The organism is Cellulosimicrobium cellulans, from assembly GCF_042723955.1.
GTDB classification, from domain to species: Bacteria; Actinomycetota; Actinomycetes; order Actinomycetales; family Cellulomonadaceae; genus Cellulosimicrobium; species Cellulosimicrobium cellulans_H.
Map to the genome: position 1 here is coordinate 15,635 of NZ_JBHXIC010000003.1, position 22,806 is coordinate 38,440.

Sequence of the window (22,806 nt, forward strand, 5' to 3'; positions counted from 1 at the left end):
CCTCCCCACGATGGGGGCGTCAGCACACCGCGCGCCCCCCCCCCCGCTGGGGCCCCCCCCCCCGCGCGGGGCGCGCCCGCCCGCGCCCCCCGAGGCCGTCGGCGGATCTCCGGCCGGCCACCCCGGTCCGAGCAGCGCCCCCGACTCAACCCACCTAGCGAGGGAAACAGACCGTGGCACTTGACGTGCTGACCGACCTGAACAAGGTCCGCAACATCGGCATCATGGCCCACATCGATGCCGGGAAGACCACGACCACCGAGCGCATCCTGTTCTACACGGGTGTGAACTACAAGATCGGTGAGACGCACGACGGCGCGTCGACGATGGACTGGATGGAGCAGGAGCAGGAGCGCGGCATCACGATCACGTCGGCCGCGACGACCTGCTACTGGAAGAACAACCAGATCAACATCATCGACACGCCCGGCCACGTCGACTTCACGGTCGAGGTCGAGCGCTCCCTGCGCGTGCTCGACGGCGCCGTCGCCGTCTTCGACGGCAAGGAGGGCGTGGAGCCGCAGTCGGAGACGGTGTGGCGCCAGGCGGACAAGTACAACGTGCCGCGCATCTGCTTCGTCAACAAGATGGACAAGCTCGGCGCGGACTTCTACTTCACCGTCGACACCATCATCAACCGCCTCAAGGCGAAGCCGCTGGTCATCCAGCTCCCGATCGGCTCGGAGAACGACTTTACCGGCGTCGTCGACCTGCTCGAGATGAAGGCCCTCGTCTGGCACGGGGAGACCAAGCTCGGCGAGGCGTACGACACCGAGGAGATCCCGGCCGACCTTCTCGAGAAGGCCGAGCAGTACCGCAGCGACCTCATCGAGGCCGTCGCGGAGGCCGACGAGGAGCTGCTCGAGAAGTACCTCGGTGGCGAGGAACTGACGATCGCGGAGATCAAGTCCGGGATCCGCAAGCTCGTCATCGCCGGCGAGGCCTTCCCGGTCCTGTGCGGGTCCGCGTTCAAGAACAAGGGCGTGCAGCCCATGCTCGACGCGGTCATCGACTACCTGCCGTCGCCGCTCGACGTCCCCGCGATCGAGGGCCACGACGTCAAGGACGAGGAGAAGATCGTCGAGCGTCACCCCGACGCCACCGAGCCCTTCTCCGCGCTCGCGTTCAAGGTCGCGTCGCACCCGTTCTTCGGCAAGCTCACCTACGTCCGCGTCTACTCGGGCAAGGTCGCGCAGGGCGCTCAGGTGCTCAACTCGACCAAGGGCAAGAAGGAGCGCATCGGGAAGCTCTTCCAGATGCACTCCAACAAGGAGAACCCGGTCGAGGAGGCGAGCGCGGGGCACATCTACGCGTTCATCGGCCTCAAGGACGTCACGACGGGTGACACGCTGAGCGCGCTCGACGCGCCCGTGATCCTCGAGTCGATGACCTTCCCCGAGCCCGTCATCGACGTGGCGATCGAGCCCAAGACGAAGGCCGACCAGGAGAAGCTCTCGACGGCGATCCAGAAGCTCGCCGAGGAGGACCCGACGTTCCGCGTCAAGCTGGACGACGAGACCGGCCAGACCGTCATCGGCGGCATGGGCGAGCTCCACCTCGACATCCTCGTCGACCGCATGCGTCGCGAGTTCAAGGTCGAGGCGAACGTCGGCAAGCCGCAGGTCGCGTACCGCGAGACGATCCGTCGCAAGGCGGAGAAGATCGACTACACGCACAAGAAGCAGACCGGTGGCTCCGGGCAGTTCGCGAAGGTCCAGGTGACCTTCGAGCCGCTCGACACGGCCGAGGGCGAGCTCTACGAGTTCTCCAACGCCGTCACCGGTGGTCGCATCCCGCGTGAGTACATCCCGAGCGTCGACGCCGGTATCCAGTCCGCGATGGAGCTCGGCGTGCTCGCCGGCTTCCCGCTGGTCGGGGTCAAGGCGACCCTGCTCGACGGCGCCTACCACGAGGTCGACTCCTCGGAGATGGCGTTCAAGATCGCCGGCTCGATGGTCCTCAAGGAGGGCGTCAAGCGGGCGGACCCGGTTCTGCTGGAGCCGGTGATGGCGGTCGAGGTGCGTACGCCCGAGGAGTACATGGGCGACGTCATCGGCGACCTGAACTCACGTCGTGGAATGATCCAGTCCATGGAGGACGCGACGGGTGTGAAGGTCGTCCGGGCCCAAGTACCGTTGTCAGAGATGTTCGGGTACATCGGCGACCTCCGGTCCAAGACCCAGGGTCGCGCGGTGTACTCGATGCAGTTCGACAGCTACGCCGAGGTTCCTCGGAACGTTGCCGAAGAGATCATCAAGAAGACCCGGGGCGAGTGAGTCCCCACAGGTCGAAGACCCGCACAACCATCAACCTGTAGGAAAACCGCAACGCCCCGCGGATGTAGGATCTCTCGGTCGACATTCGCAACGTTCGGCACATCTACCCAAGTCCCAGGAGGACCCCAGTGGCTAAGGCCAAGTTCGAGCGGACCAAGCCGCACGTCAACGTCGGCACCATCGGTCACGTCGACCACGGTAAGACGACGCTCACGGCGGCGATCTCGAAGACGCTCGCGGACACGTACCCGGACCTGCCGGCGAACACGCAGCGCAACTTCGACGAGATCGACGCGGCTCCCGAGGAGAAGCAGCGCGGTATCACGATCAACATCGCGCACATCGAGTACGAGACGCCGAAGCGCCACTACGCGCACGTCGACGCGCCGGGTCACGCCGACTACATCAAGAACATGATCACCGGTGCCGCCCAGATGGACGGCGCGATCCTGGTGGTCGCCGCGACCGACGGTCCGATGGCCCAGACGCGTGAGCACGTCCTGCTCGCGCGCCAGGTCGGCGTGCCGTACCTGCTCGTCGCGCTCAACAAGTCCGACATGGTCGACGACGAGGAGATCCTCGAGCTCGTCGAGATGGAGGTGCGCGAGCTCCTCTCCTCGCAGGAGTTCGACGGCGACAACGCGCCGGTCGTGCGCGTGTCCGGTCTCAAGGCGCTCGAGGGCGACCCCGAGTGGACCGCGAAGATCCTCGAGCTCATGGAGGCCGTGGACGAGAACGTCCCGGAGCCCGTCCGCGAGCTCGACAAGCCGTTCCTCATGCCCGTCGAGGACGTCTTCACGATCACCGGTCGTGGCACCGTCGTCACCGGCAAGGTGGAGCGTGGCACGCTCGACCTCAACTCGGACGTCGAGATCGTCGGCATCCGCGCCCCCCAGAAGACCACGGTCACGGGCATCGAGACGTTCCACAAGCAGATGGACCAGGCTCAGGCCGGCGACAACACCGGTCTGCTCCTGCGCGGCATCAAGCGCGAGGACGTCGAGCGCGGCCAGGTCGTCGTGAAGCCGGGCTCGATCACCCCGCACACGCAGTTCGAGGCGCAGGTCTACATCCTGGGCAAGGACGAGGGCGGCCGTCACAACCCGTTCTACTCGAACTACCGTCCGCAGTTCTACTTCCGTACGACGGACGTCACCGGCGTCATCACGCTGCCCGAGGGCACCGAGATGGTCATGCCCGGCGACAACACCGAGATGACGGTCGAGCTCATCCAGCCGATCGCCATGGAGGAGGGCCTCGGCTTCGCCATCCGTGAGGGTGGCCGCACCGTCGGCTCGGGCCGCGTCACCAAGATCCTCAAGTGATCTGACGCTGCCTCCGCAGCACTCGTCGAAGGCCCGGTCCCGTCCGCGGGGCCGGGCCTTCGGCCTGCACCACCGCCCCTGCGGTCACCGTCACAGGGCCCGTCCCGGTCTCGACTTGGCCCGGACGGCCTTCGTGTGGCAGACTGTTCAGGTTGCCTGTTACGGGTGCGCTCTTTCACGTGTCGAACAGTGTGTTGAACCGGTCCTCTCGAGGAGGACCAGGACCCCGGGACCTCGTCCCGGGTCTGCGGGTTGAGCTCTCTGTCGCCATGGATCGAGTACCCCGCGGAACACACGTTCCGACCAGGCTCGCACAAACGTTGTGGTCCGCTCCGCGGAGCCGTGCGTCAGCACGGTGCGGACGCCGGTCCACATATCCAACGGCCCTGCGCCTCTCGGCGTGTGCGCCCAGGTGCGTCGCGACTACGCGACACGCCCGAGCGCGGGGGTCGGACAGCTAGCGGTTCGAGAGAGAGAGTCAGACGACGCCATGGCGGGACAGAAGATCCGCATCCGGCTCAAGTCCTACGACCACGAGGTCATCGACAGCTCGGCGCGCAAGATCGTCGACACGGTGACGCGCGCTGGTGCAACGGTCGTGGGTCCGGTGCCGCTGCCGACGGAGAAGAACGTCTTCTGCGTCATCCGGTCGCCTCACAAGTACAAGGACAGCCGCGAGCACTTCGAGATGCGCACGCACAAGCGGCTGATCGACATCATCGATCCCACGCCGAAGGCCGTCGACTCGCTCATGCGTCTCGACCTGCCTGCCGACGTGAACATCGAGATCAAGCTCTGAGGCTGGAGGACATCATGACTACCCCCCAGCAGAACGCCCGCGCGGTCACGGCCGTGCTCGGCACGAAGCTCGGAATGACGCAGCTGTGGGACGAGGCCGGTCGCCTGGTCCCCGTCACGGTCGTCGCGGTCGGCACCAACGTGGTCACGCAGGTGCGCACCGCTGACGCCGACGGGTACGCCGCCGTGCAGCTCGCCTACGGCCAGATCGACCCGCGCAAGGTCACCAAGCCCCTCAAGGGCCACTTCGAGAGGGCCGGCGTGACGCCGCGCCGTCACGTGGCCGAGGTCCGCACCACGGACGCCGCCGAGTACACGCTCGGCCAGGAGATCACCGCGGAGGCCTTCGAGGCCGGCGCGACGGTCGACGTCTCGGGAACGACCAAGGGCAAGGGCACCGCCGGTGTCATGAAGCGCCACGGCTTCTCCGGCGTGGGCGCCTCGCACGGTGCCCACCGCAACCACCGCAAGCCGGGCTCGATCGGTGGGGCCTCGACCCCGTCGCGCGTGTTCAAGGGCCTGCGCATGGCCGGTCGCATGGGCAACGCCCGCCAGACCACCCAGAACCTGACCGTCCACGCGGTCGACGCCGAGAAGGGTCTGCTGCTCGTCAAGGGCGCGGTTCCCGGCCCCAAGGGCGGCGTCGTCCTCGTGCGCAGCGCCGCGAAGGGAGCGTGAACACCATGTCCGCTCTGACCGTTGACGTGCTGGACCCCAAGGGCAAGAAGGCCGGCACCGCCGAGCTCCCCGCCGAGGTGTTCGACGTCGAGCTCAACGTCCCGCTGATCCACCAGGTCGTCGTCGCCCAGCGTGCCGCTGCACGCCAGGGCACCCACGACACCAAGAGCCGCGGCGAGGTCCGCGGTGGTGGTCGCAAGCCGTACAAGCAGAAGGGCACCGGCCGCGCCCGCCAGGGTTCGACCCGTGCGCCGCAGTTCGCCGGCGGTGGCACCGTCCACGGCCCGACGCCGCGCTCGTACGACCAGCGGACGCCCAAGAAGATGAAGGCCGCCGCGCTCCGCGGTGCCCTCTCGGACCGCGCCCGCAACGGCCGTGTCCACGTCGTGACCGGCTTCGGCGTCGACGGCCTGCCGTCGACCAAGACCGCCGTCTCGACGCTCGCCAAGCTCTCCGAGCGCAAGCACGTCCTCGTCGTCACCGAGCGTGGCGACGAGCTGACGATCAAGTCGCTGCGGAACGTCGAGCAGGTCCACCTCCTGGTGGCCGACCAGCTCAACACCTACGACGTGCTCGTCTCCGACGACGTCGTCTTCACGCAGGGCGCGCTCGACGCGTTCCTGACGGGCCCGGCCACGGGTCGCTCCGCGAAGGCCGTCGCCACCTCCACCGAGGCGGACGAGACTGCTGCCGAGGAGGCCGCGAAGTGACCACCGTGACCAAGGACCCCCGTGACGTGATCCTCGCGCCGGTCGTCTCCGAGAAGAGCTATGGCCTGCTCGACGAGGGCAAGTACACGTTCGTCGTCGACCCGCGGGCCAACAAGACCGAGATCAAGATCGCCGTCGAGCAGATCTTCTCGGTCAAGGTCGCCTCGGTGAACACGATCAACCGCAAGGGCAAGACGCGTCGCACGCGTTTCGGCCTGGGCAAGCGCAAGGACACCAAGCGTGCGATCGTCACCCTCCGCGAGGGCACGATCGACATCTTCGGCTGAGCCGACGAGAGCAGATTGAGGACAGATCCCCATGGGAATCCGTAAGTACAAGCCGACGACGCCCGGCCGCCGCGGCGCGAGCGTCGCCGACTTCGCCGAGATCACGCGCTCGCAGCCGGAGAAGTCTCTGGTCCGCCCGCTCTCCAAGAGCGGCGGCCGCAACAGCTCCGGCCGGATCACCACCCGTCACAAGGGTGGTGGCCACAAGCGTGCGTACCGCGTGATCGACTTCCGTCGCCACGACAAGGACGGCGTGCCCGCCAAGGTCGCGCACATCGAGTACGACCCCAACCGCACGGCGCGCATCGCGCTCCTGCACTACGCGGACGGCGAGAAGCGCTACATCATCGCGCCGGCCAAGCTCAAGCAGGGCGACGTCGTCGAGAACGGTGCGGGCGCGGACATCAAGCCCGGCAACAACCTGCCGCTGCGCAACATCCCGACCGGTACGGTCATCCACGCCATCGAGCTCAAGCCCGGTGGCGGCGCGAAGATCGCCCGCTCGGCCGGTGCGTCCGTGCAGCTCGTCGCCAAGGACGGGCCGTACGCGCAGCTGCGCATGCCCTCCGGCGAGATCCGCAACGTCGACCTGCGCTGCCGCGCGACGGTCGGCGAGGTGGGCAACGCCGAGCAGTCGAACATCAACTGGGGCAAGGCCGGCCGCATGCGCTGGAAGGGCAAGCGCCCGACCGTCCGTGGTGTCGCCATGAACCCGATCGACCACCCGCACGGTGGTGGTGAGGGCAAGACGTCCGGTGGTCGTCACCCGGTGAGCCCGTGGGGCCAGCCGGAGGGTCGTACCCGCCGTCCGAACAAGCCGAGCGACAAGCTGATCGTGCGTCGTCGCCGTACCGGCAAGAAGCGCTGATAGGAGCCTGGAGACATGCCTCGTAGCCTGAAGAAGGGCCCCTTCGTCGACGGCCACCTGCAGAAGAAGGTGGACGCTCAGAACGAGAAGGGGACCAAGAACGTCATCAAGACCTGGTCCCGTCGGTCGGTCATCACGCCCGACTTCCTCGGTCACACGTTCGCCGTGCACGACGGTCGCAAGCACACGCCGGTGTTCGTCACCGAGTCGATGGTCGGCCACAAGCTCGGCGAGTTCGCTCCCACGCGGACCTTCCGCGGCCACGTGAAGGACGACAAGAAGGGTCGTCGCCGCTGACCCCCGGGTCAGTCTGGTGACGACCTGGACGGTCAAGAGACAAGAAGGCAGGACAGCAATGGAAGCCAAGGCGCAGGCGCGGTTCGTCCGTGTCACGCCCCAGAAGGCCCGGCGCGTCGTGGACCTCATCCGTGGCAAGCAGGCCTCCGAGGCCGTCGCGGTGCTGAAGTTCGCACCGCAGGCGGCGAGCGAGCCCGTCCGCAAGGTCGTGGAGAGCGCGATCGCCAACGCCCGGGTGAAGGCAGACCGTGCGAGCGAGGCGTTCGAGGAGCAGGAGCTCGTCGTGCGTGAGGCGTTCGTCGACGAGGGCCCGACCCTCAAGCGTTTCCGCCCGCGGGCCCAGGGCCGTGCGAACCGCATCCTCAAGCGCACCAGCCACATCACCGTGGTCGTCGCTCCGCGTGAGAACACGAAGGGAAGTGCCCGATAGTGGGACAGAAGGTTCACCCGCACGGGTACCGCCTCGGCATCACCACCGACCACCGGTCGCGCTGGTTCGCCGACAGCACCAAGCCCGGACAGCGGTACCGCGACTACGTCCGTGAGGACGTCCAGATCCGCAAGCTCATGAGCACCGGTCTCGAGCGCGCAGGCATCTCCAAGGTCGAGATCGAGCGCACCCGTGACCGCGTCCGCGTGGACATCCACACGGCGCGCCCGGGCATCGTCATCGGCCGCCGTGGCGCCGAGGCCGACCGCATCCGCGGCGAGCTCGAGAAGCTCACGGGCAAGCAGGTGCAGCTCAACATCCTCGAGGTGAAGAACGCCGAGACGGACGCGCAGCTCGTCGCGCAGGGCATCGCCGAGCAGCTCGCGAGCCGCGTCTCGTTCCGCCGTGCGATGCGCAAGGGCATCCAGTCGGCCCAGCGCGCCGGTGCCAAGGGCATCCGCGTGCAGGTCGCCGGCCGCCTCGGCGGCGCGGAGATGAGCCGGTCGGAGTTCTACCGCGAGGGTCGTGTGCCGCTGCACACGCTCCGTGCGTACATCGACTACGGCTTCTTCGAGGCCCGCACGACCTTCGGCCGCATCGGCGTGAAGGTCTGGATCTACAAGGGCGACGTCACCGAGAAGGAGTTCGCCGCGCAGCAGGCCACGGCCGCTCCGCGCCAGGGCCGTGGCGGCCCGCGCGGTGAGCGCGGCGGCGACCGTCGTGGTGGCGGCCGTCGTCCCGAGCGTTCGGCCGAGCGGACCCCCGCGTCCGAGTCGCCGGCGGCGCCCGAGCAGGCTGCTCCCGCCGCAGAGGCGAAGGCCCCTGAGACCGGAACGGAGGCCTGAGTCATGCTGATCCCGCGCAGGCTCAAGCACCGCAAGCAGCACCACCCGTCGCGTTCCGGCGCGGCGAAGGGTGGCACGCAGATCGCGTTCGGCGAGTACGGCATCCAGGCTCTCGAGCCGGCGTACGTGACGAACCGCCAGATCGAGGCTGCTCGTATCGCGATGACCCGCCACATCAAGCGTGGCGGCAAGGTCTGGATCAACATCTACCCGGACCGTCCCCTGACCAAGAAGCCTGCCGAGACCCGCATGGGTTCCGGTAAGGGTTCGCCCGAGTGGTGGGTCGCCAATGTCAAGCCGGGCCGGATCGTCTTCGAGCTGGCCGGTGTCCCGGAGGACCTGGCTCGCGAGGCGATGCGCCGCGCGATCCACAAGCTCCCGATGAAGTGCCGTTTCGTGGTGCGCGAGGGTGGTGGCAACTGATGGCAATCGGAACGAAGGGGCTCGCCCCCGTCGACCTCGACGCCATGGACGACGAGACGCTCGTCGCCGAGCTCAAGAAGGTCAAGGAGGAGCTCTTCAACCTCCGCTTCCAGTCGGCCACCGGCCAGCTGGAGAGCCACGGGCGCCTCAAGGCCGTCCGCCGCGACATCGCGCGGATCTACACGATCCTGCGTGAGCGCGAGCTCGGCATCCGTACCGCGCCGAGTGCCGAGTGAGTGAGGCTGGAATGAGCGAGAACGCAACGAACGCGCCCGAGGCGGCCGAGGAGCGCGCGAACCGCAAGACGCGCCGCGGCTACGTCGTGAGCGACAAGATGGACAAGACCGTGGTGGTCGAGGTCGAGGACCGGGTCAAGCACCCGCTCTACGGCAAGGTCATCCGCCGCACGAGCAAGGTCAAGGCGCACGACGAGCAGAACTCTGCCGGCGTGGGCGACCTGGTGCTCATCATGGAGACCCGCCCGCTGTCCGCGACCAAGCGGTGGCGCCTCGCGGAGATCCTCGAGAAGGCCAAGTGATCCACCGGTCGTGACGGGCGGGCCCCCGGCTCGCTCGTCACGACCGCTCTCGTGCCGCACCGCGGTGCGGCAACCAGTGAGGACAGGTCGGGCGGGTCCACCGCCCGGTCCTGGCCGGTTCACCCGCGAGGGACCCGGCACTGACAGCTATCCGTTCGGCAAGGCTCGCCCCGCGCGAGAACCGGCTCGACGACAGGAGTTCATTACATGATCCAGCAGGAGTCGCGACTTCGTGTCGCCGACAACACGGGTGCCAAGGAGATTCTCTGCATCCGTGTTCTCGGTGGCTCGGGCCGTCGCTACGCCGGAATCGGCGACGTCATCGTCGCAACCGTCAAGGACGCGATCCCGGGCGGCAACGTGAAGAAGGGCGACGTGGTCAAGGCCGTCGTCGTCCGCACCGCCAAGGAGCGCCGTCGTCCGGACGGTTCCTACATCAAGTTCGACGAGAACGCCGCCGTGATCCTCAAGAACGACGGCGAGCCGCGCGGGACGCGCATCTTCGGCCCGGTCGGGCGCGAGCTGCGCGACAAGCGGTTCATGAAGATCATCTCGCTGGCTCCGGAGGTGCTCTGACCATGGCCAAGATCAAGAAGGGCGACCTCGTCGTCGTCATCGCCGGCAAGGACAAGGGCAAGCAGGGCCGCGTCCTCGAGGTGCTCACCGACCGTGACCGCGTCGTCGTCGAGGGCGTCCAGCGCGTCACCAAGCACACCAAGGTCGGCCAGTCGCAGCGCGGCACGCGGACCGGTGGGATCGAGACCGTCGAGGCCCCGATCCACATCAGTAACGTGATGGTCGTCGACCCGGAGACCAAGAAGGGCACCCGAGTCGGGTACCGCACCGAAGAGGTCGAGCGTGACGGCCGCAAGCGCACCGTGCGCGTGCGTGTCGCCAAGCGCTCCGGGAAGGACATCTGATGAGCACCGAGATCGTCGCCCCCGAGGTGCCCCGTCTGAAGCAGCGCTACCGCGAGGAGATCGTCTCCGGTCTGCGCGAGGAGTTCGGGCACGAGAACGTCAACCAGGTCGCCCGCGTCACGAAGATCGTCGTGAACATGGGTGTCGGTGACGCCGCCAAGGACTCGAAGCTCATCGAGGGCGCCATCCGCGACCTGTCCGCGATCACCGGCCAGAAGCCGCAGGTGACCAAGGCCCGCAAGTCCATCGCGCAGTTCAAGCTGCGCGAGGGCATGCCGATCGGCGCGCACGTCACGCTGCGCGGCGACCGCATGTGGGAGTTCCTGGACCGTCTCCTGTCGATCGCCCTGCCGCGTATCCGCGACTTCCGCGGCCTGTCGCCCAAGCAGTTCGACGGGCACGGCAACTACACGTTCGGCCTCACGGAGCAGTCGATGTTCCACGAGATCGACCAGGACAAGATCGACCGTGTCCGCGGTATGGACATCACGATCGTGACCACGGCGACGACCGATGACGAGGGCCGCTCCCTGCTGCGCCGTCTCGGCTTCCCCTTCAAGGAGAACTGACATGGCGAAGAAGGCCCTGATCAACAAGGCGGCCGCCAAGCCCAAGTTCGCGGTCCGCGCCTACACCCGGTGCCAGAAGTGCGGTCGCCCGCACTCGGTGTACCGCAAGTTCGGCCTGTGCCGCATCTGCGTGCGCGAGATGGCCCACCGTGGTGAGCTTCCCGGCGTCACCAAGAGCAGCTGGTAACAACTACGTCGTAGGTCCTGGCGGAGCGCGCCGCACGGCGCGCCTCCGCCCGGATACCACGTCGAGGAAGGGCTAGAGCCCGATGACGATGACCGACCCGATCGCAGACATGCTGACGCGTCTGCGGAACGCGAACTCGGCTTACCACGAGACGGTGACCATGCCGTACTCGAAGCTGAAGTCGCACATTGCCGAGATCCTCCAGGCCGAGGGCTACATCTCCGGCTGGAGCGTCGAGGACGCGACGGTGGGCAAGAACCTCACCATCCAGCTGAAGTTCGGCCCGAACCGCGAGCGCAGCCTTGCCGGCGTGCGCCGCGTGTCCAAGCCGGGCCTGCGCAAGTACGTCAAGTCCACCGAGCTGCCGAAGGTTCTCGGCGGCCTGGGCGTGGCGATCCTGTCCACGTCCTCCGGCCTGCTCACCGACAAGCAGGCCGCCACGAAGGGCGTGGGCGGCGAAGTCCTCGCCTACGTCTGGTAATCGGAAAGGAGATACGCCATGTCTCGAATCGGCAAGATCCCCGTTCCGGTTCCCGCCGGAGTGGACGTCACCATCAGCGGTGCGCTCGTGACCGTGAAGGGCCCCAAGGGCTCGCTCGAGCACAACGTGCCCGCCCCCATCCAGGTCGCCCAGGAGGACGCCACCCTCGTGGTGTCGCGCCCGGACGACGAGCGCGAGTCCCGCGCGCTGCACGGCCTCACGCGCACCCTCCTGGCGAACATCGTCCAGGGCGTGACGCAGGGCTACGAGAAGAAGCTCGAGATCGTCGGCACCGGTTACCGCGTGACGGCCAAGGGCTCGGACCTCGAGTTCGCCCTCGGCTTCAGCCACCCGGTCGTCGTGACGCCGCCCGCGGGCATCACGTTCGCGGTCGAGAGCCCGACGAAGTTCTCGGTCTCCGGCATCGACAAGCAGCAGGTCGGCGAGGTCGCAGCGAACATCCGCAAGATCCGCAAGCCCGAGCCGTACAAGGGCAAGGGTGTGCGTTACGCCGGCGAGGTCGTCCGCCGCAAGGTCGGAAAGGCTGGTAAGTAACGATGGCTCTGAAGGTTCTCGGCAAGGGCAAGGCCGTCGCGCGTCAGCGCCGCCACCTGCGCCTGCGCAAGAAGATCAAGGGGACCGCCGCTCGTCCGCGCCTCGTGGTGACGCGCTCCACGCGCCACATCACGGCCCAGGTCGTGGACGACACGATCGGTCAGACGGTTGCGTCGGCCTCCTCGCTCGAGGCGGACCTGCGTGCGCTCGACGGCGACAAGAGCGCCAAGGCCCGCAAGGTCGGCGAGCTCGTCGCCGAGCGTGCGAAGGCCAAGGGCGTCGACGCGGTCGTCTTCGACCGTGGCGGCAACAAGTACCACGGTCGGGTCGCTGCGGTCGCCGACGGCGCCCGCGAGGGCGGTCTGTCCCTGTGACGACGCCGACCATCCCCACACGGAAGCAAAGGATTCTCTGATGGCTGCAGGGCAGCGCAGCAACACCGGCGCCCCCACGGGTGCCGCCAACGAGTCGAGCGACCAGAACGCGCGCGGGGGGCGCCGCGACGACCGTCGCGGTGACCGTCGCGACGGTCGCCGTGGCGACGCAGCCGAGAAGAACGCCTTCGTCGAGCGCGTCGTCACCATCAACCGCGTCTCCAAGGTCGTCAAGGGCGGCCGCCGCTTCAGCTTCACCGCGCTGGTCGTGGTGGGCGACGGCGACGGCACCGTCGGCGTCGGCTACGGCAAGGCGAAGGAGGTGCCCGCGGCCATCGCCAAGGGTGTCGAGGAGGCCAAGAAGAACTTCTTCAAGGTCCCGCGCATCCAGGGCACCATCCCGCACCCCATCCAGGGTGAGGCCGCCGCCGGCGTCGTGTTCCTCCGTCCGGCCGCTCCCGGTACCGGTGTGATCGCCGGTGGTCCGGTGCGCGCCGTGCTGGAGTGCGCCGGCATCCACGACGTGCTGAGCAAGTCGCTCGGCTCGTCCAACGCGATCAACATCGTGCACGCGACCGTCGAGGCCCTGCGCAACCTGGAGCAGCCTGAGGCTGTCGCCGCGCGCCGTGGTCTCCCGCTCGAGGACGTGGCCCCGGCCGCGCTCCTGCGTGCCCGTGCTGCGGGGGTGAACGCCTGATGGCCAGGCTCAAGGTGACCCAGACGAAGTCCGCCATCGGCGGCAAGCAGAACCAGCGCGACACGCTGCGCACTCTGGGCCTCAAGCGGATCGGCGACACCGCCGTGAAGGAGGACCGCCCGGAGATCCGCGGCATGGTCGCGACGGTGGCGCACCTCGTCACCGTTGAGGAGGTCGAGTGACCATGGCTGAGAAGGCCACCAAGGAGACCGCCGAGGCTCCGAAGAAGAAGGCTGCTGCGAAGGCCCCCGCGAAGGCGGAGTCCGCGACTGCTGCGAAGCAGTCGGGCAAGCAGACCGAGGGTGCCGGCGGCACGCTCAAGATCCACCACCTGCGTCCGGCTCCCGGCGCCAAGAAGGCCAAGACCCGCGTGGGTCGTGGCGAGGCGTCGAAGGGTAAGACGGCGGGCCGCGGTACCAAGGGTACGAAGGCTCGTTACCAGGTTCCCGAGCGCTTCGAGGGCGGGCAGATGCCTCTGCACATGCGCCTCCCGAAGCTGCGCGGCTTCAAGAACCCGTTCCGCACCGAGTACCAGGTCGTGAACCTGGACAAGCTCGCGTCGCTGTACCCCGAGGGTGGCCAGGTCACCGTCGAGGACCTCGTCGCGAAGGGCGCGGTCCGCAAGGGCCAGCTCGTCAAGGTGCTCGGCACGGGCGAGATCACCGTCAAGCTCGAGGTCGCGGTCGACGCCCTCTCGGGCGCCGCTCGCGAGAAGATCCTCGCGGCCGGCGGTTCGGTCTCGGAGGACTGACACCCCCGGACAGGGCCGGTGGCGCGCTCGCGCCGTCGGCCCTGTCCGTGTCTGGGGAGGCCCTCCCGCACGACCCGTGGTCCGTCCGGCAGCGCACCACGGTTAGACTCTCCGACGGTTGTCTCCCCGCACCCCGGGGTGACCGCCGTCACTCGCAGGTCCGCGGTCGGTCCGTCCGCTCGTCGGGACCGACTTGCCGTTCGACGCGGCGCTACGGCTAGGGTGCCTCTTGGCGCCGGTGCCGTGCGTCACACCTCGCCGGGCCTCCCGGCGACACGACATCCCGCCTCGGCGGGCCAGGAGGATAGGTGCTCAGCGCATTCGCCCGGGCTTTCCGGACGCCCGACCTGCGGCGCAAGCTGCTGTTCACGATCGCGATCATGGCGATCTTCCGGGTGGGGTCGTTCATCCCCACGCCGGGTGTGGACTACCCCAACGTGCAGCAGTGCATCGCGGAGACCGCCGACGGCAACGACCTGCTCGGCCTCGTCAACCTCTTCAGCGGCGGCGCACTGCTCCAGCTGTCGATCTTCGCGCTCGGCATCATGCCGTACATCACCGCGAGCATCATCGTCCAGCTGCTGCGCGTCGTGATCCCTCGCTTCGAGGCCCTCCACAAGGAGGGCCAGTCGGGCCAGGCGAAGCTGACGCAGTACACGCGCTACCTGACGATCGCGCTCGCCATCCTCCAGTCGACGACCGTCATCACGACGGCACGCAACGGCCTGCTCTTCCAGGGCTGCTCGGTGGACGTCATCCCCGACGGCAGCTTCGTGACGATGGCGCTCATGGTCATCACCATGACCGCAGGCACCGGCCTCATCATGTGGCTCGGCGAGCTCATCACCGAGCGCGGCGTCGGCAACGGCATGTCGCTCCTCATCTTCACGTCGATCGCCGCGAGCTTCCCGACCGCGCTGTGGTCGATCGCCGGTGGTGCGAACGGCGCGACGAACTTCATCATCATGATCGCGGTCATCGTGGTCGTCATCGGCCTGGTCGTGTTCGTCGAGCAGTCGCAGCGCCGCGTGCCGGTCCAGTACGCCAAGCGCATGGTCGGGCGCCGCATGTACGGCGGCTCGAGCACCTACATCCCGATCAAGATCAACATGGCCGGCGTCATCCCGGTGATCTTCGCGGCCTCGCTGCTCGCGGTCCCGGGCCTCATCGCACAGTTCGGCGACCAGAGCGCCGACTGGGTGATCTGGGTCAGCACGAACCTCGCCGACCCGGCCGCGCCGCTGCACATCGTGCTCTACGTGCTGATGATCCTGTTCTTCTGCTTCTTCTACACGTCGATCACGTTCAACCCGGACGAGGTCGCGGACAACATGAAGAAGTACGGCGGCTTCATCCCCGGCATCCGTGCCGGCCGGCCGACCGCCGAGTACCTGGACTACGTCATCACCCGCATCACGTCCGCGGGCTCCATCTACCTCGCGCTCGTCGCCCTGCTGCCGACGCTGGTCCTCATCGGGCTCGGCGTGAGCACGAACATCCCGTTCGGTGGCTCCTCGATCATCATCGTCGTCGGCGTCGGCCTGGAGACGGTCAAGCAGATCAACTCCCAGCTGCAGCAGCGCCACTACGAAGGGTTCCTCCGTTGAGCAACGCCACCGACGGCCAGTCCACCTCGCGTCCCGCGCGCCTCGTCATCATGGGCCCGCAGGGCGCGGGCAAGGGGACGCAGGCCGCCCGGCTCGCCGAGCAGCTCGCCATCCCCGCGATCTCGACCGGAGACATCTTCCGGGCGAACATCAAGGGCGGCACGGAGCTCGGCCGGCTCGCGCAGGAGTACACCGCGAAGGGTGACCTGGTCCCCGACTCGGTGACGAACGCGATGGTGCGCGACCGCCTCGCCCAGGACGACGCGGCGCAGGGGTTCATCCTCGACGGCTATCCGCGCAACGCCGCCCAGGTCGTCGAGCTCGACACGATCCTCGCGGACCTGGGCGTCGCCCTGGACGGCGTCGTGGAGCTCACGGCGGACCGCGACGAGCTTCTCGCTCGCCTGGCGAAGCGCGCGGAGATCGAGGGCCGCGAGGACGACACCGAGGAGGCCATCGCGCGCCGCCTCGACATCTACGCCGAGCAGACGGCGCCGCTCACGTCGGCGTACGACGAGCGCGGCCTGCTCGTCCGCGTCGACGGCATCGGCGACGTCGACGAGATCACCGGGCGCATCGTCTCGGCGCTGACCGCGCTCGTCGGCTGAGCGCCGGTCGTTCGTCCGTCAGGTTCTGGGGAGCAGCAGGGTGTTCGGTCGCGAGCGCATCGAGTACAAGACGCACGACCAGGTCCGGTCCATGCGCAGTGCCGGCCTCGTGGTCGCGCGAGCGCTCGAGACGGTCCGCGAGACGGTCCGTCCGGGCATGACGACGTCCGACCTGGACGCGCTCGCCGCGGCGGTGATCGCGGACGCCGGCGCGACGCCGTCGTTCCTCGGCTACGAGGGCTACCCGGCGTCGCTGTGCGTGTCGGTGAACGACGAGGTCGTGCACGGCATCCCCGGTCCGCGCGAGCTGCGCACGGGCGACATCGTCTCGGTCGACTGCGGGGCGATCGTCGACGGCTGGCACGGCGACTCGGCCGTCTCGTTCGTCCTCGGCGAGGGCGAGCCGCGCGACGAGGCCCTCGTGGAGGCCACGCGGCGTGCGATGTGGGCGGGCATCGCCGCGCTCGCGACGAGCGAGCGGCTCGGCGGCGTGGGTGCCGCGATCGAGGACTCGGTCCGGGTCTCGGGGGAGACCGACGGCGTCTCCTACGGGATCGTCGAGGAGTACGTGGGTCACGGGATCGGCTCCGCGATGCACCAGCCGCCCGACGTCCCGAACTACCGCACCCGCGAGAAGGGCCCGCGGCTGCGCCCGGGCATGTGCCTCGCGATCGAGCCGATGCTGACGCTCGGCGACCGGTTCACCGAGGTCTGCGAGGACGACTGGACGGTCGTGACCGACGACGGCGCCCGTGCCGCGCACTGGGAGCACAGCGTCGCGATCCTCGACGAGGGGATCTGGGTCCTCACCGCACCCGACGGCGGGGCGGCCGAGCTCGCGGAGCTCGGCGTCCGTGTCGCACCGCTCGCTGCCTGAGCTCTCGGTTCGCCCGACGCGTCGGTCCGTCTTGCGTCCGGCGGGGGAGTGACGCGTCGCACGGTTCCCGACGCACGCCACGGTTTCGCGACTCTTGTCGGATGCCGTAGGATGGTCCGTCGGGTGTAGTCCGTGCACGTCGTTCAACCGGCCCCCGTCCCTCGGGACCCGGGCGACCGACCCCCGCACGCGGCTCCACGCACCTCCCACGAACGGACGGCCCGCGGGTCGGGCGTGCGCGGGAGTACCAGCAGTTCAGACGAGAGTTAGCGGAGGACATGGCAAAGAAGGACGGTGTCATCGAGATCGAGGGCAGCGTGGTCGAGGCCCTGCCGAACGCGATGTTCCGCGTGGAGCTGGCCAACGGTCACAAGGTTCTCGCGCACATCTCGGGCAAGATGCGCCAGCACTACATCCGGATCCTCCCCGAGGACCGGGTCGTGGTCGAGCTGAGCCCGTACGACCTGTCCCGCGGCCGGATCGTCTACCGCTACAAGTAGTCGCCACGCGTCCACCCACTCACCCGCCTCGCCACCCGGATCCCGGGACCGCTCGTCGGTCGCGCCCGGAGCGGGGCACCACTGAGGGAACGAAGATGAAGGTCAAGCCCAGCGTCAAGAAGATCTGCGACAAGTGCAAGGTGATCCGCCGGCACGGTCGCGTCATGGTGATCTGCGACAACCTGCGGCACAAGCAGCGCCAGGGCTGAGCCCGCGCCTGCGCCACGGTTGACGGTCCCTCGGGGCCGTGATCACCAGGCCGCCCGTCACGACGACGGCCGGCCACCAGCGCACCACCACGAACCTGCTTGGCACCCCGGACGCGAGTCCGGGAGGAGAGCGCCACAGGCAGGGGAACCCCCGGCTCGGAGGCCGGGGCCCACGGAGCTCCCCGTGGGAGGGCGGTGCGACAGACCTCCGACGAAGCACGAGGAGCCGAAAGGCACATGGCACGTCTCATCGGCGTCGACCTCCCCCGCGACAAGCGGCTCGAGGTCGCGCTCACCTACATCTACGGCGTCGGCCGTACCCGCGCCCAGCAGACGCTGGCCGCGACCGGCATCAGCCCGGACGCGCGCGTGAAGGACCTCGGCGACGCCGAGCTCGTCGCGCTCCGCGACTACCTCGAGGGCAACTACAAGCTCGAGGGTGACCTCCGTCGTGAGGTGGCCGCCGACATCCGCCGCAAGGTCGAGATCGGCACCTACCAGGGCCTGCGTCACCGCCGCGGCCTGCCCGTGCGCGGCCAGCGCACCAAGACCAACGCGCGTACGCGCAAGGGACCCAAGCGCACCGTGGCCGGCAAGAAGAAGGCCCGCTGAGCCAGTCCGCAGGGCGGGCCCCGCTCGGGTGCTGACGTCGGCCGTACGGTCCACGTCGTCCCGGTCGGAGATCCCCGCGGTCAGACCACCTCAGACCAGGAGAGAAACGAAAGATGCCTCCCAAGACTCGCGCCGCCGCTGGGCGCAAGCCTCGCCGCAAGGACAAGAAGAACGTCCCCGCCGGCCAGGCGCACATCAAGAGCACGTTCAACAACACGATCGTGTCGATCACGGACCCCTCGGGCGCCGTGATCGCGTGGGCCTCCGGCGGCGACGTCGGCTTCAAGGGCTCCCGCAAGTCGACCCCCTTCGCCGCCGGCCTCGCGGCCGAGGCCGCTGCCCGCAAGGCGCAGGAGCACGGCATGAAGAAGGTCGACGTCTTCGTCAAGGGCCCGGGCTCCGGTCGTGAGACCGCGATCCGCTCGCTGCAGTCGGCCGGCCTCGAGGTCGGCTCGATCCAGGACGTGACGCCGCAGGCGCACAACGGGTGCCGCCCGCCCAAGCGTCGTCGCGTCTGACCCTCGTCGTCGGCGTGCCGTCGACGGGCCGCCCGGTCATCGACCGGCCGAGCCCGTCGGCGGCGCCCGTCACGGGGCAGCCGCCTCCTGACGGGGTCGACGCACCCTTCCCGGCCGGGTGGACAGAGTCCCGGCCGGGGCCGCGTGCCGCAGGCACGCACCTCGCCTTGAACCGTGCAGCGTCATATGGCGGACGCTCACCGAAAGGAAACCACCAGTGCTGATCGCACAGCGCCCCACCTTGACCGAAGAGGTCATCTCGGAGAACCGTTCGCGCTTCTCCATCGAGCCGCTGGAGCCCGGCTTCGGCTACACGCTCGGCAACTCGCTGCGTCGCACGCTGCTGTCGTCCATCCCGGGCGCGGCGGTCACCTCCATCCGCATCGACGGTGTGCTCCACGAGTTCACCACCGTGCCGGGTGTGAAGGAGGACGTGACCGAGGTCATCCTCAACATCAAGAACCTCGTCGTCTCCTCGGAGAACGACGAGCCCGTCGTGATGTACCTGCGCAAGCAGGGTGCTGGTGCGGTCACCGCGGCGGACATCGTCCCGCCGGCGGGTGTGGAGGTCCACAACCCCGAGCTGCACATCGCCACGCTCAACGACAAGGGCAAGCTCGAGATCGAGCTGACCGTCGAGCGCGGCCGTGGGTACGTCTCGGCCTCGCAGAACAAGTCGTTCGACGCCGAGATCGGGCGCATCCCGGTCGACTCGATCTACTCGCCGGTCCTCAAGGTGACCTACAAGGTCGAGGCGACGCGTGTCGAGCAGCGCACGGACTTCGACAAGCTGGTCGTGGACGTCGAGACGAAGCCGGCGATCTCGCCGCGCGACGCGCTCGCGTCGGCGGGCAAGACGCTGGTGGAGCTCTTCGGCCTGGCCCGTGAGCTCAACGTCGAGGCCGAGGGCATCGAGATCGGCCCGTCGCCGACGGACGCGGCTCTCGCCGCGGACCTGGCGCTGCCGATCGAGGAGCTCAACCTCACGATCCGCTCGTACAACTGCCTCAAGCGCGAGGGCATCCACCAGGTGGGCGAGCTCGTCGCACGCAGCGAGGCGGACCTGCTGGACATCCGCAACTTCGGTGCGAAGTCCATCAACGAGGTGAAGGAGAAGCTCGCCGAGCTCGGCCTGTCCCTCAAGGACTCGCCGCTCGACTTCGACCCGTCGGCCGCCGCGTACTACGACGGCGACGACGACGAGGCGACGTTCTCGGACACCGAGCAGCAGTACTGAGCCTGCGGCTCTAGACACCTCAGCGCGTCCGGGTCGGTACCTGCGGCGCGAACACTTCCCAAGGAGCACATCCCATGCCTACCCCCGCCAAGGGCGCCCGGCTCGGCAGCGGACCGGCTCACGAGCGCCTGATGCTCGCGAACCTGTCCACCCAGCTGTTCGAGCACGGCCGCATCACGACCACCGAGACCAAGGCGAAGCGCCTGCGCCCGGTGGCCGAGCGCCTCATCACGTTCGCGAAGCGCGGCGACCTGCACGCGCGCCGTCGCGTCCTGCGCGTCGTCCGCGACAAGTCCGTGGTGCACACGCTGTTCACCGAGATCGCCCCGCAGATGGCGGAGCGTGAGGGTGGCTACACGCGCATCACGAAGGTCGGCACGCGCAAGGGCGACAACGCGCCCCTCGCCGTGATCGAGCTCGTGACCGAGCCCGTCAGCCCCAAGCAGGCCGTCGTCCGCGAGGCGGAGAAGGCCGCCGAGAAGGCGAGCAAGAAGAAGGCGGACAAGCCGGCCAAGAAGGCCGACAAGGTCGAGGACGCGCCCGTCGAGGACGCTCCCGCCGCCGTCGAGGACGCTCCCGTCGAGGACGTCCAGGACGCGCCCGTCGAGGACGCCGCCGAGGAGAAGAAGGAGGCCTGAGCCTCCTCGATCGACTCTCGGGGTCCTCCGCGACCCCACGCCGCAGGGCCCGGGACCGTATGGTCCCGGGCCCTGCGCCGTCCCCGGGTCCGCGCGGTCCCGTGGTCTGCGCCTCGCGGGGTCCGCGACGTCCCCGACACCGAGCGGGGTGGTGTCGTCCGAGGCGCGGTCTGCCCGACGGCGGGCCCCCGGTCGAGCGCACGGCCGCGCCGCGACCTAGGGTCGACGCGTGCCTCCTGATGACACCACCGCCGGTACGGGGCGGGCGGCGTGGCCGCCCGTCGTCCTCGTGCACGGCTCGCGCACGTCGCGGTCGATGTGGCGTGACCAGCTCGCGGCCCTGCGTCGTGCGGGGGTGGACGCGCTCGCCGTGGACCTGCCGGGGCACGGGGCGCGGAGAGGCGAGGCGTTCACCCTGGACGGTGCCGTGGAGGCCGTCGCGTCCGGGATCGACGACGTGGGCGGCCGCGCGCTCGTCGTCGGCCTGTCGCTCGGCGGCTACGTCGCGATCGAGACGCGAGCTCGGCACCCCGAGCGCGTCGTCGGCCTCGTGGCCGCCGCGTGCTCGACCCCGCCTGCCACGCGCCTGCGCGGGGGCTGGCTCCTCGTCGCGCGCGGCATCGAGCGGCTGCCCGACGGCGGAGCAGGGCTCAACCAGGCGCTCGTCGACCGCGCGCTGACGCCGCAGGGCGCGGCCGACCTCGCGGCCGGCGGGTTCGCGCTCGACGTGATGAGCGCGATCCTGCGCGAGGTCGAGGCGGTCGACCCCGTGGCGGCCCTCGCCGCCTCCGGCTCGCCCGTGTGGCTGGTCAACGGCCGGTGGGACCACTTCCGGTTCGGCGAGCGCGGCTTCGTGGAGGCGGCCCGGCGCGGGGGAGCGCCCGCGCGGCTCGTCGTCGTCCCGGGCGCCCGGCACCTCGTGAGCCTCGACGCACCGGTCGCGTTCAACCGGGTCCTGCTCGACGCCCACCGGGCCGTCGCGACGGTCGGACCGTCCGGCACGGACGGGGTGGCGCGTCCGGGCACCGGGCCGCGCCGCACCGTCGCGCGCTGAGGCGGTCAGGCGGGCGGCAGGTCCCAGGCGCGCGCCCCACCGACGAGTGCTGCCGAGTTGGGCACGACGACGACGTCGTCGCCGAGGCGGTCGAGGACGCTCGGGGTGATCTGGCGCGAGTTCCCACCGCCCAGGTACAGTCGGTCCCACCAGAAGACGGGCCGCAGGCCCTCGACGACCGCGAGGACACGCCGCGACCACAGCCCGTTGCCGAGCCGACGCCGCTCGGGCTCGCCGACGTACTCGTCGTAGGTCGTGCCGCGGCGCACCGGCGCGCGTGACCACTCGAGGTGCGGCGCGAGCCGTCCGCCGTGGAACAGCGCCGATCCCAGCCCCGTCCCGAGCGTCAGCACGAGCTCCAGCCCGGACGCCGCGACGACGCCGGCACCGTGCACCTCGGCGTCGTTGAGCACGAGGGCGGGCACGCCGAGGCGCGTGGCCACCGCGGCCTGGACGTCGAAGCTCGTCCAGGCCTCGACGAGGGCCGGGTCCACCCGCGAGCGGGGGCCGCTGCGGGTGACGTAGTGCGGCGTGTGCACGACGACGCCGCGCCGCACCATGCCGGGCATGCCGACGGTGACCCGGTCGGCGGGGGGCAGCGTGGCCGCGATCTCGGCGATCGTCTCGACGAGCAGCCCGGGCGGCAGCGGGTAGGGCGTCGGGACGCGGACGGCGGTGGCGTGCGCGGTGCCCGACGCGTCGAGCACGTTCGCCTTGATCCCGCCCCCGCCGCAGTCGACGGCGAGGGTGCGGACGTCAGCGCGGTCGCCGGTCATGAGCGGCAGCGTAGGCAGACGCCGCGCGCACCGCACGGCCGGGCGACTACGGTGAACTCCCGTGAGCGACGCCCCTGCCCCCGACGCACGCCCCGACGACCCCGCCCCCGGCGCGCCGGGCGCGGTCGCCGGCCCCGGGCCGAGCGCGCGGCAGGACCCGC

34 protein-coding genes are annotated in these 22,806 nt (G+C 69.4%); 33 read left to right on the forward strand and 1 reads right to left on the reverse strand.

Translation table 11 applies throughout. The annotated features are described in order from the left end of the window. Nucleotides 1-173 precede the first annotated feature (173 nt). The 33 genes from fusA to ACFWH7_RS01600 all read left to right on the forward strand — a co-directional run bounded on the left by fusA (nt 174) and on the right by ACFWH7_RS01600 (nt 21,869). Complete coding sequence (gene fusA, locus ACFWH7_RS01440; protein ID WP_378214685.1) at nt 174-2,276, forward strand: elongation factor G; 2,103 nt, start codon at nt 174-176, stop codon at nt 2,274-2,276. A gap of 128 nt (nt 2,277-2,404) precedes the next feature. Beyond that, nucleotides 2,405-3,601: an elongation factor Tu gene (gene tuf / locus ACFWH7_RS01445; RefSeq protein ID WP_053369624.1), complete on the forward strand. Its 1,197-nt coding sequence runs from the start codon at nt 2,405-2,407 to the stop codon at nt 3,599-3,601. Between the two features lie 490 nt (nt 3,602-4,091). Then, nucleotides 4,092-4,400, forward strand: a complete 309-nt coding sequence (gene rpsJ, locus ACFWH7_RS01450; protein ID WP_012867945.1) for a 30S ribosomal protein S10 — start codon at nt 4,092-4,094, stop codon at nt 4,398-4,400. Nucleotides 4,401-4,414: 14 nt separating this feature from the next. Further along, nucleotides 4,415-5,077 carry a 50S ribosomal protein L3 gene (gene rplC / locus ACFWH7_RS01455; protein ID WP_378214686.1) on the forward strand — a complete coding sequence of 221 codons (663 nt, stop codon included), beginning with the start codon at nt 4,415-4,417 and terminating at the stop codon, nt 5,075-5,077. Between the two features lie 5 nt (nt 5,078-5,082). Further along, nucleotides 5,083-5,787: a 50S ribosomal protein L4 gene (gene rplD / locus ACFWH7_RS01460; RefSeq protein WP_141388478.1), complete on the forward strand. Its 705-nt coding sequence runs from the start codon at nt 5,083-5,085 to the stop codon at nt 5,785-5,787. Continuing rightward, nucleotides 5,784-6,074 (forward strand): 50S ribosomal protein L23, encoded by a 291-nt coding sequence (rplW, locus tag ACFWH7_RS01465; protein WP_021479876.1) that lies wholly within the window; start codon nt 5,784-5,786, stop codon nt 6,072-6,074. The genes rplD and rplW overlap by 4 nt, the downstream gene beginning before the upstream one ends. Nucleotides 6,075-6,105: 31 nt before the next feature. Beyond that, nucleotides 6,106-6,942, forward strand: coding sequence for a 50S ribosomal protein L2 (gene rplB, locus ACFWH7_RS01470; RefSeq protein WP_047233812.1), 837 nt, complete (start codon nt 6,106-6,108; stop codon nt 6,940-6,942). 15 nt (nt 6,943-6,957) lie between these two features. Next, nucleotides 6,958-7,239, forward strand: coding sequence for a 30S ribosomal protein S19 (rpsS, locus tag ACFWH7_RS01475; protein WP_047233813.1), 282 nt, complete (start codon nt 6,958-6,960; stop codon nt 7,237-7,239). Between the two features lie 58 nt (nt 7,240-7,297). Next, complete coding sequence (rplV, locus tag ACFWH7_RS01480) at nt 7,298-7,669, forward strand: 50S ribosomal protein L22 (RefSeq protein WP_021479879.1); 372 nt, start codon at nt 7,298-7,300, stop codon at nt 7,667-7,669. Continuing rightward, nucleotides 7,669-8,514 carry a 30S ribosomal protein S3 gene (gene rpsC, locus ACFWH7_RS01485; protein WP_047233814.1) on the forward strand — a complete coding sequence of 282 codons (846 nt, stop codon included), beginning with the start codon at nt 7,669-7,671 and terminating at the stop codon, nt 8,512-8,514. The genes rplV and rpsC overlap by 1 nt, the downstream gene beginning before the upstream one ends. Before the next feature lie 3 nt (nt 8,515-8,517). Continuing rightward, nucleotides 8,518-8,937: a 50S ribosomal protein L16 gene (gene rplP / locus ACFWH7_RS01490; protein ID WP_047233815.1), complete on the forward strand. Its 420-nt coding sequence runs from the start codon at nt 8,518-8,520 to the stop codon at nt 8,935-8,937. After that, a complete protein-coding gene (gene rpmC, locus ACFWH7_RS01495; protein ID WP_021480429.1) occupies nt 8,937-9,173 on the forward strand; it encodes a 50S ribosomal protein L29 in 237 nt (78 codons plus the stop codon). Before rplP ends, rpmC begins: the two co-directional genes overlap by 1 nt. Before the next feature lie 11 nt (nt 9,174-9,184). Next, nucleotides 9,185-9,475: a 30S ribosomal protein S17 gene (gene rpsQ, locus ACFWH7_RS01500; protein WP_047233816.1), complete on the forward strand. Its 291-nt coding sequence runs from the start codon at nt 9,185-9,187 to the stop codon at nt 9,473-9,475. A 207-nt stretch (nt 9,476-9,682) separates the two neighbouring features. Continuing rightward, entirely contained in the window at nt 9,683-10,051 is a 369-nt protein-coding gene (rplN, locus tag ACFWH7_RS01505; RefSeq protein WP_021480431.1) for a 50S ribosomal protein L14, read from the forward strand. A gap of 2 nt (nt 10,052-10,053) precedes the next feature. Next, on the forward strand, nt 10,054-10,395 hold the full coding sequence (gene rplX, locus ACFWH7_RS01510) for a 50S ribosomal protein L24 (protein WP_378214687.1): 342 nt from the start codon (nt 10,054-10,056) through the stop codon (nt 10,393-10,395). Then, nucleotides 10,395-10,964 carry a 50S ribosomal protein L5 gene (gene rplE, locus ACFWH7_RS01515; RefSeq protein ID WP_047233817.1) on the forward strand — a complete coding sequence of 190 codons (570 nt, stop codon included), beginning with the start codon at nt 10,395-10,397 and terminating at the stop codon, nt 10,962-10,964. Before rplX ends, rplE begins: the two co-directional genes overlap by 1 nt. Before the next feature lies 1 nt (nt 10,965). Then, nucleotides 10,966-11,151: a type Z 30S ribosomal protein S14 gene (locus ACFWH7_RS01520; protein ID WP_021480434.1), complete on the forward strand. Its 186-nt coding sequence runs from the start codon at nt 10,966-10,968 to the stop codon at nt 11,149-11,151. An 82-nt stretch (nt 11,152-11,233) separates the two neighbouring features. Then, nucleotides 11,234-11,632 carry a 30S ribosomal protein S8 gene (gene rpsH, locus ACFWH7_RS01525; RefSeq protein ID WP_021480435.1) on the forward strand — a complete coding sequence of 133 codons (399 nt, stop codon included), beginning with the start codon at nt 11,234-11,236 and terminating at the stop codon, nt 11,630-11,632. A gap of 18 nt (nt 11,633-11,650) precedes the next feature. After that, on the forward strand, nt 11,651-12,187 hold the full coding sequence (gene rplF, locus ACFWH7_RS01530) for a 50S ribosomal protein L6 (RefSeq protein ID WP_141388480.1): 537 nt from the start codon (nt 11,651-11,653) through the stop codon (nt 12,185-12,187). Nucleotides 12,188-12,189: 2 nt separating this feature from the next. Then, nucleotides 12,190-12,561, forward strand: coding sequence for a 50S ribosomal protein L18 (gene rplR / locus ACFWH7_RS01535; protein WP_047233819.1), 372 nt, complete (start codon nt 12,190-12,192; stop codon nt 12,559-12,561). A 40-nt stretch (nt 12,562-12,601) separates the two neighbouring features. Beyond that, the gene (gene rpsE, locus ACFWH7_RS01540; protein WP_021480438.1) at nt 12,602-13,258 is read left to right on the forward strand and encodes a 30S ribosomal protein S5; all 657 of its coding nucleotides are present in this window, start codon (nt 12,602-12,604) and stop codon (nt 13,256-13,258) included. Next, nucleotides 13,258-13,440: a 50S ribosomal protein L30 gene (gene rpmD / locus ACFWH7_RS01545; RefSeq protein ID WP_021480439.1), complete on the forward strand. Its 183-nt coding sequence runs from the start codon at nt 13,258-13,260 to the stop codon at nt 13,438-13,440. The genes rpsE and rpmD overlap by 1 nt, the downstream gene beginning before the upstream one ends. A 2-nt stretch (nt 13,441-13,442) precedes the next feature. After that, nucleotides 13,443-14,009 (forward strand): 50S ribosomal protein L15, encoded by a 567-nt coding sequence (gene rplO / locus ACFWH7_RS01550; RefSeq protein ID WP_378214688.1) that lies wholly within the window; start codon nt 13,443-13,445, stop codon nt 14,007-14,009. A gap of 308 nt (nt 14,010-14,317) precedes the next feature. Beyond that, entirely contained in the window at nt 14,318-15,616 is a 1,299-nt protein-coding gene (gene secY, locus ACFWH7_RS01555; protein WP_047233820.1) for a preprotein translocase subunit SecY, read from the forward strand. Then, nucleotides 15,613-16,224, forward strand: coding sequence for an adenylate kinase (locus ACFWH7_RS01560; RefSeq protein ID WP_378214689.1), 612 nt, complete (start codon nt 15,613-15,615; stop codon nt 16,222-16,224). The genes secY and ACFWH7_RS01560 overlap by 4 nt, the downstream gene beginning before the upstream one ends. Nucleotides 16,225-16,264: 40 nt before the next feature. Further along, nucleotides 16,265-17,101 (forward strand): type I methionyl aminopeptidase, encoded by an 837-nt coding sequence (gene map, locus ACFWH7_RS01565; RefSeq protein ID WP_378214690.1) that lies wholly within the window; start codon nt 16,265-16,267, stop codon nt 17,099-17,101. Between the two features lie 278 nt (nt 17,102-17,379). After that, the gene (gene infA, locus ACFWH7_RS01570) at nt 17,380-17,601 is read left to right on the forward strand and encodes a translation initiation factor IF-1 (protein WP_012867920.1); all 222 of its coding nucleotides are present in this window, start codon (nt 17,380-17,382) and stop codon (nt 17,599-17,601) included. Between the two features lie 95 nt (nt 17,602-17,696). Next, nucleotides 17,697-17,810 carry a 50S ribosomal protein L36 gene (gene rpmJ / locus ACFWH7_RS01575; protein ID WP_003956441.1) on the forward strand — a complete coding sequence of 38 codons (114 nt, stop codon included), beginning with the start codon at nt 17,697-17,699 and terminating at the stop codon, nt 17,808-17,810. A gap of 237 nt (nt 17,811-18,047) precedes the next feature. Beyond that, on the forward strand, nt 18,048-18,422 hold the full coding sequence (rpsM, locus tag ACFWH7_RS01580) for a 30S ribosomal protein S13 (RefSeq protein WP_021479758.1): 375 nt from the start codon (nt 18,048-18,050) through the stop codon (nt 18,420-18,422). A 113-nt stretch (nt 18,423-18,535) separates the two neighbouring features. Next, on the forward strand, nt 18,536-18,940 hold the full coding sequence (gene rpsK, locus ACFWH7_RS01585; protein ID WP_021479759.1) for a 30S ribosomal protein S11: 405 nt from the start codon (nt 18,536-18,538) through the stop codon (nt 18,938-18,940). A 217-nt stretch (nt 18,941-19,157) separates the two neighbouring features. Further along, nucleotides 19,158-20,177 (forward strand): DNA-directed RNA polymerase subunit alpha, encoded by a 1,020-nt coding sequence (locus ACFWH7_RS01590; protein WP_021479760.1) that lies wholly within the window; start codon nt 19,158-19,160, stop codon nt 20,175-20,177. Nucleotides 20,178-20,251: 74 nt separating this feature from the next. Then, complete coding sequence (gene rplQ, locus ACFWH7_RS01595; RefSeq protein WP_141388482.1) at nt 20,252-20,815, forward strand: 50S ribosomal protein L17; 564 nt, start codon at nt 20,252-20,254, stop codon at nt 20,813-20,815. 229 nt (nt 20,816-21,044) lie between these two features. Beyond that, complete coding sequence (locus ACFWH7_RS01600) at nt 21,045-21,869, forward strand: alpha/beta fold hydrolase (protein WP_378214691.1); 825 nt, start codon at nt 21,045-21,047, stop codon at nt 21,867-21,869. A 5-nt stretch (nt 21,870-21,874) separates the two neighbouring features. Here ACFWH7_RS01600 and ACFWH7_RS01605 read toward each other — a convergent pair whose 3' ends face one another. Next, nucleotides 21,875-22,645 carry an ROK family protein gene (locus ACFWH7_RS01605; protein WP_378214692.1) on the reverse strand — a complete coding sequence of 257 codons (771 nt, stop codon included), beginning with the start codon at nt 22,643-22,645 and terminating at the stop codon, nt 21,875-21,877. Nucleotides 22,646-22,806: the final 161 nt, after the last annotated feature.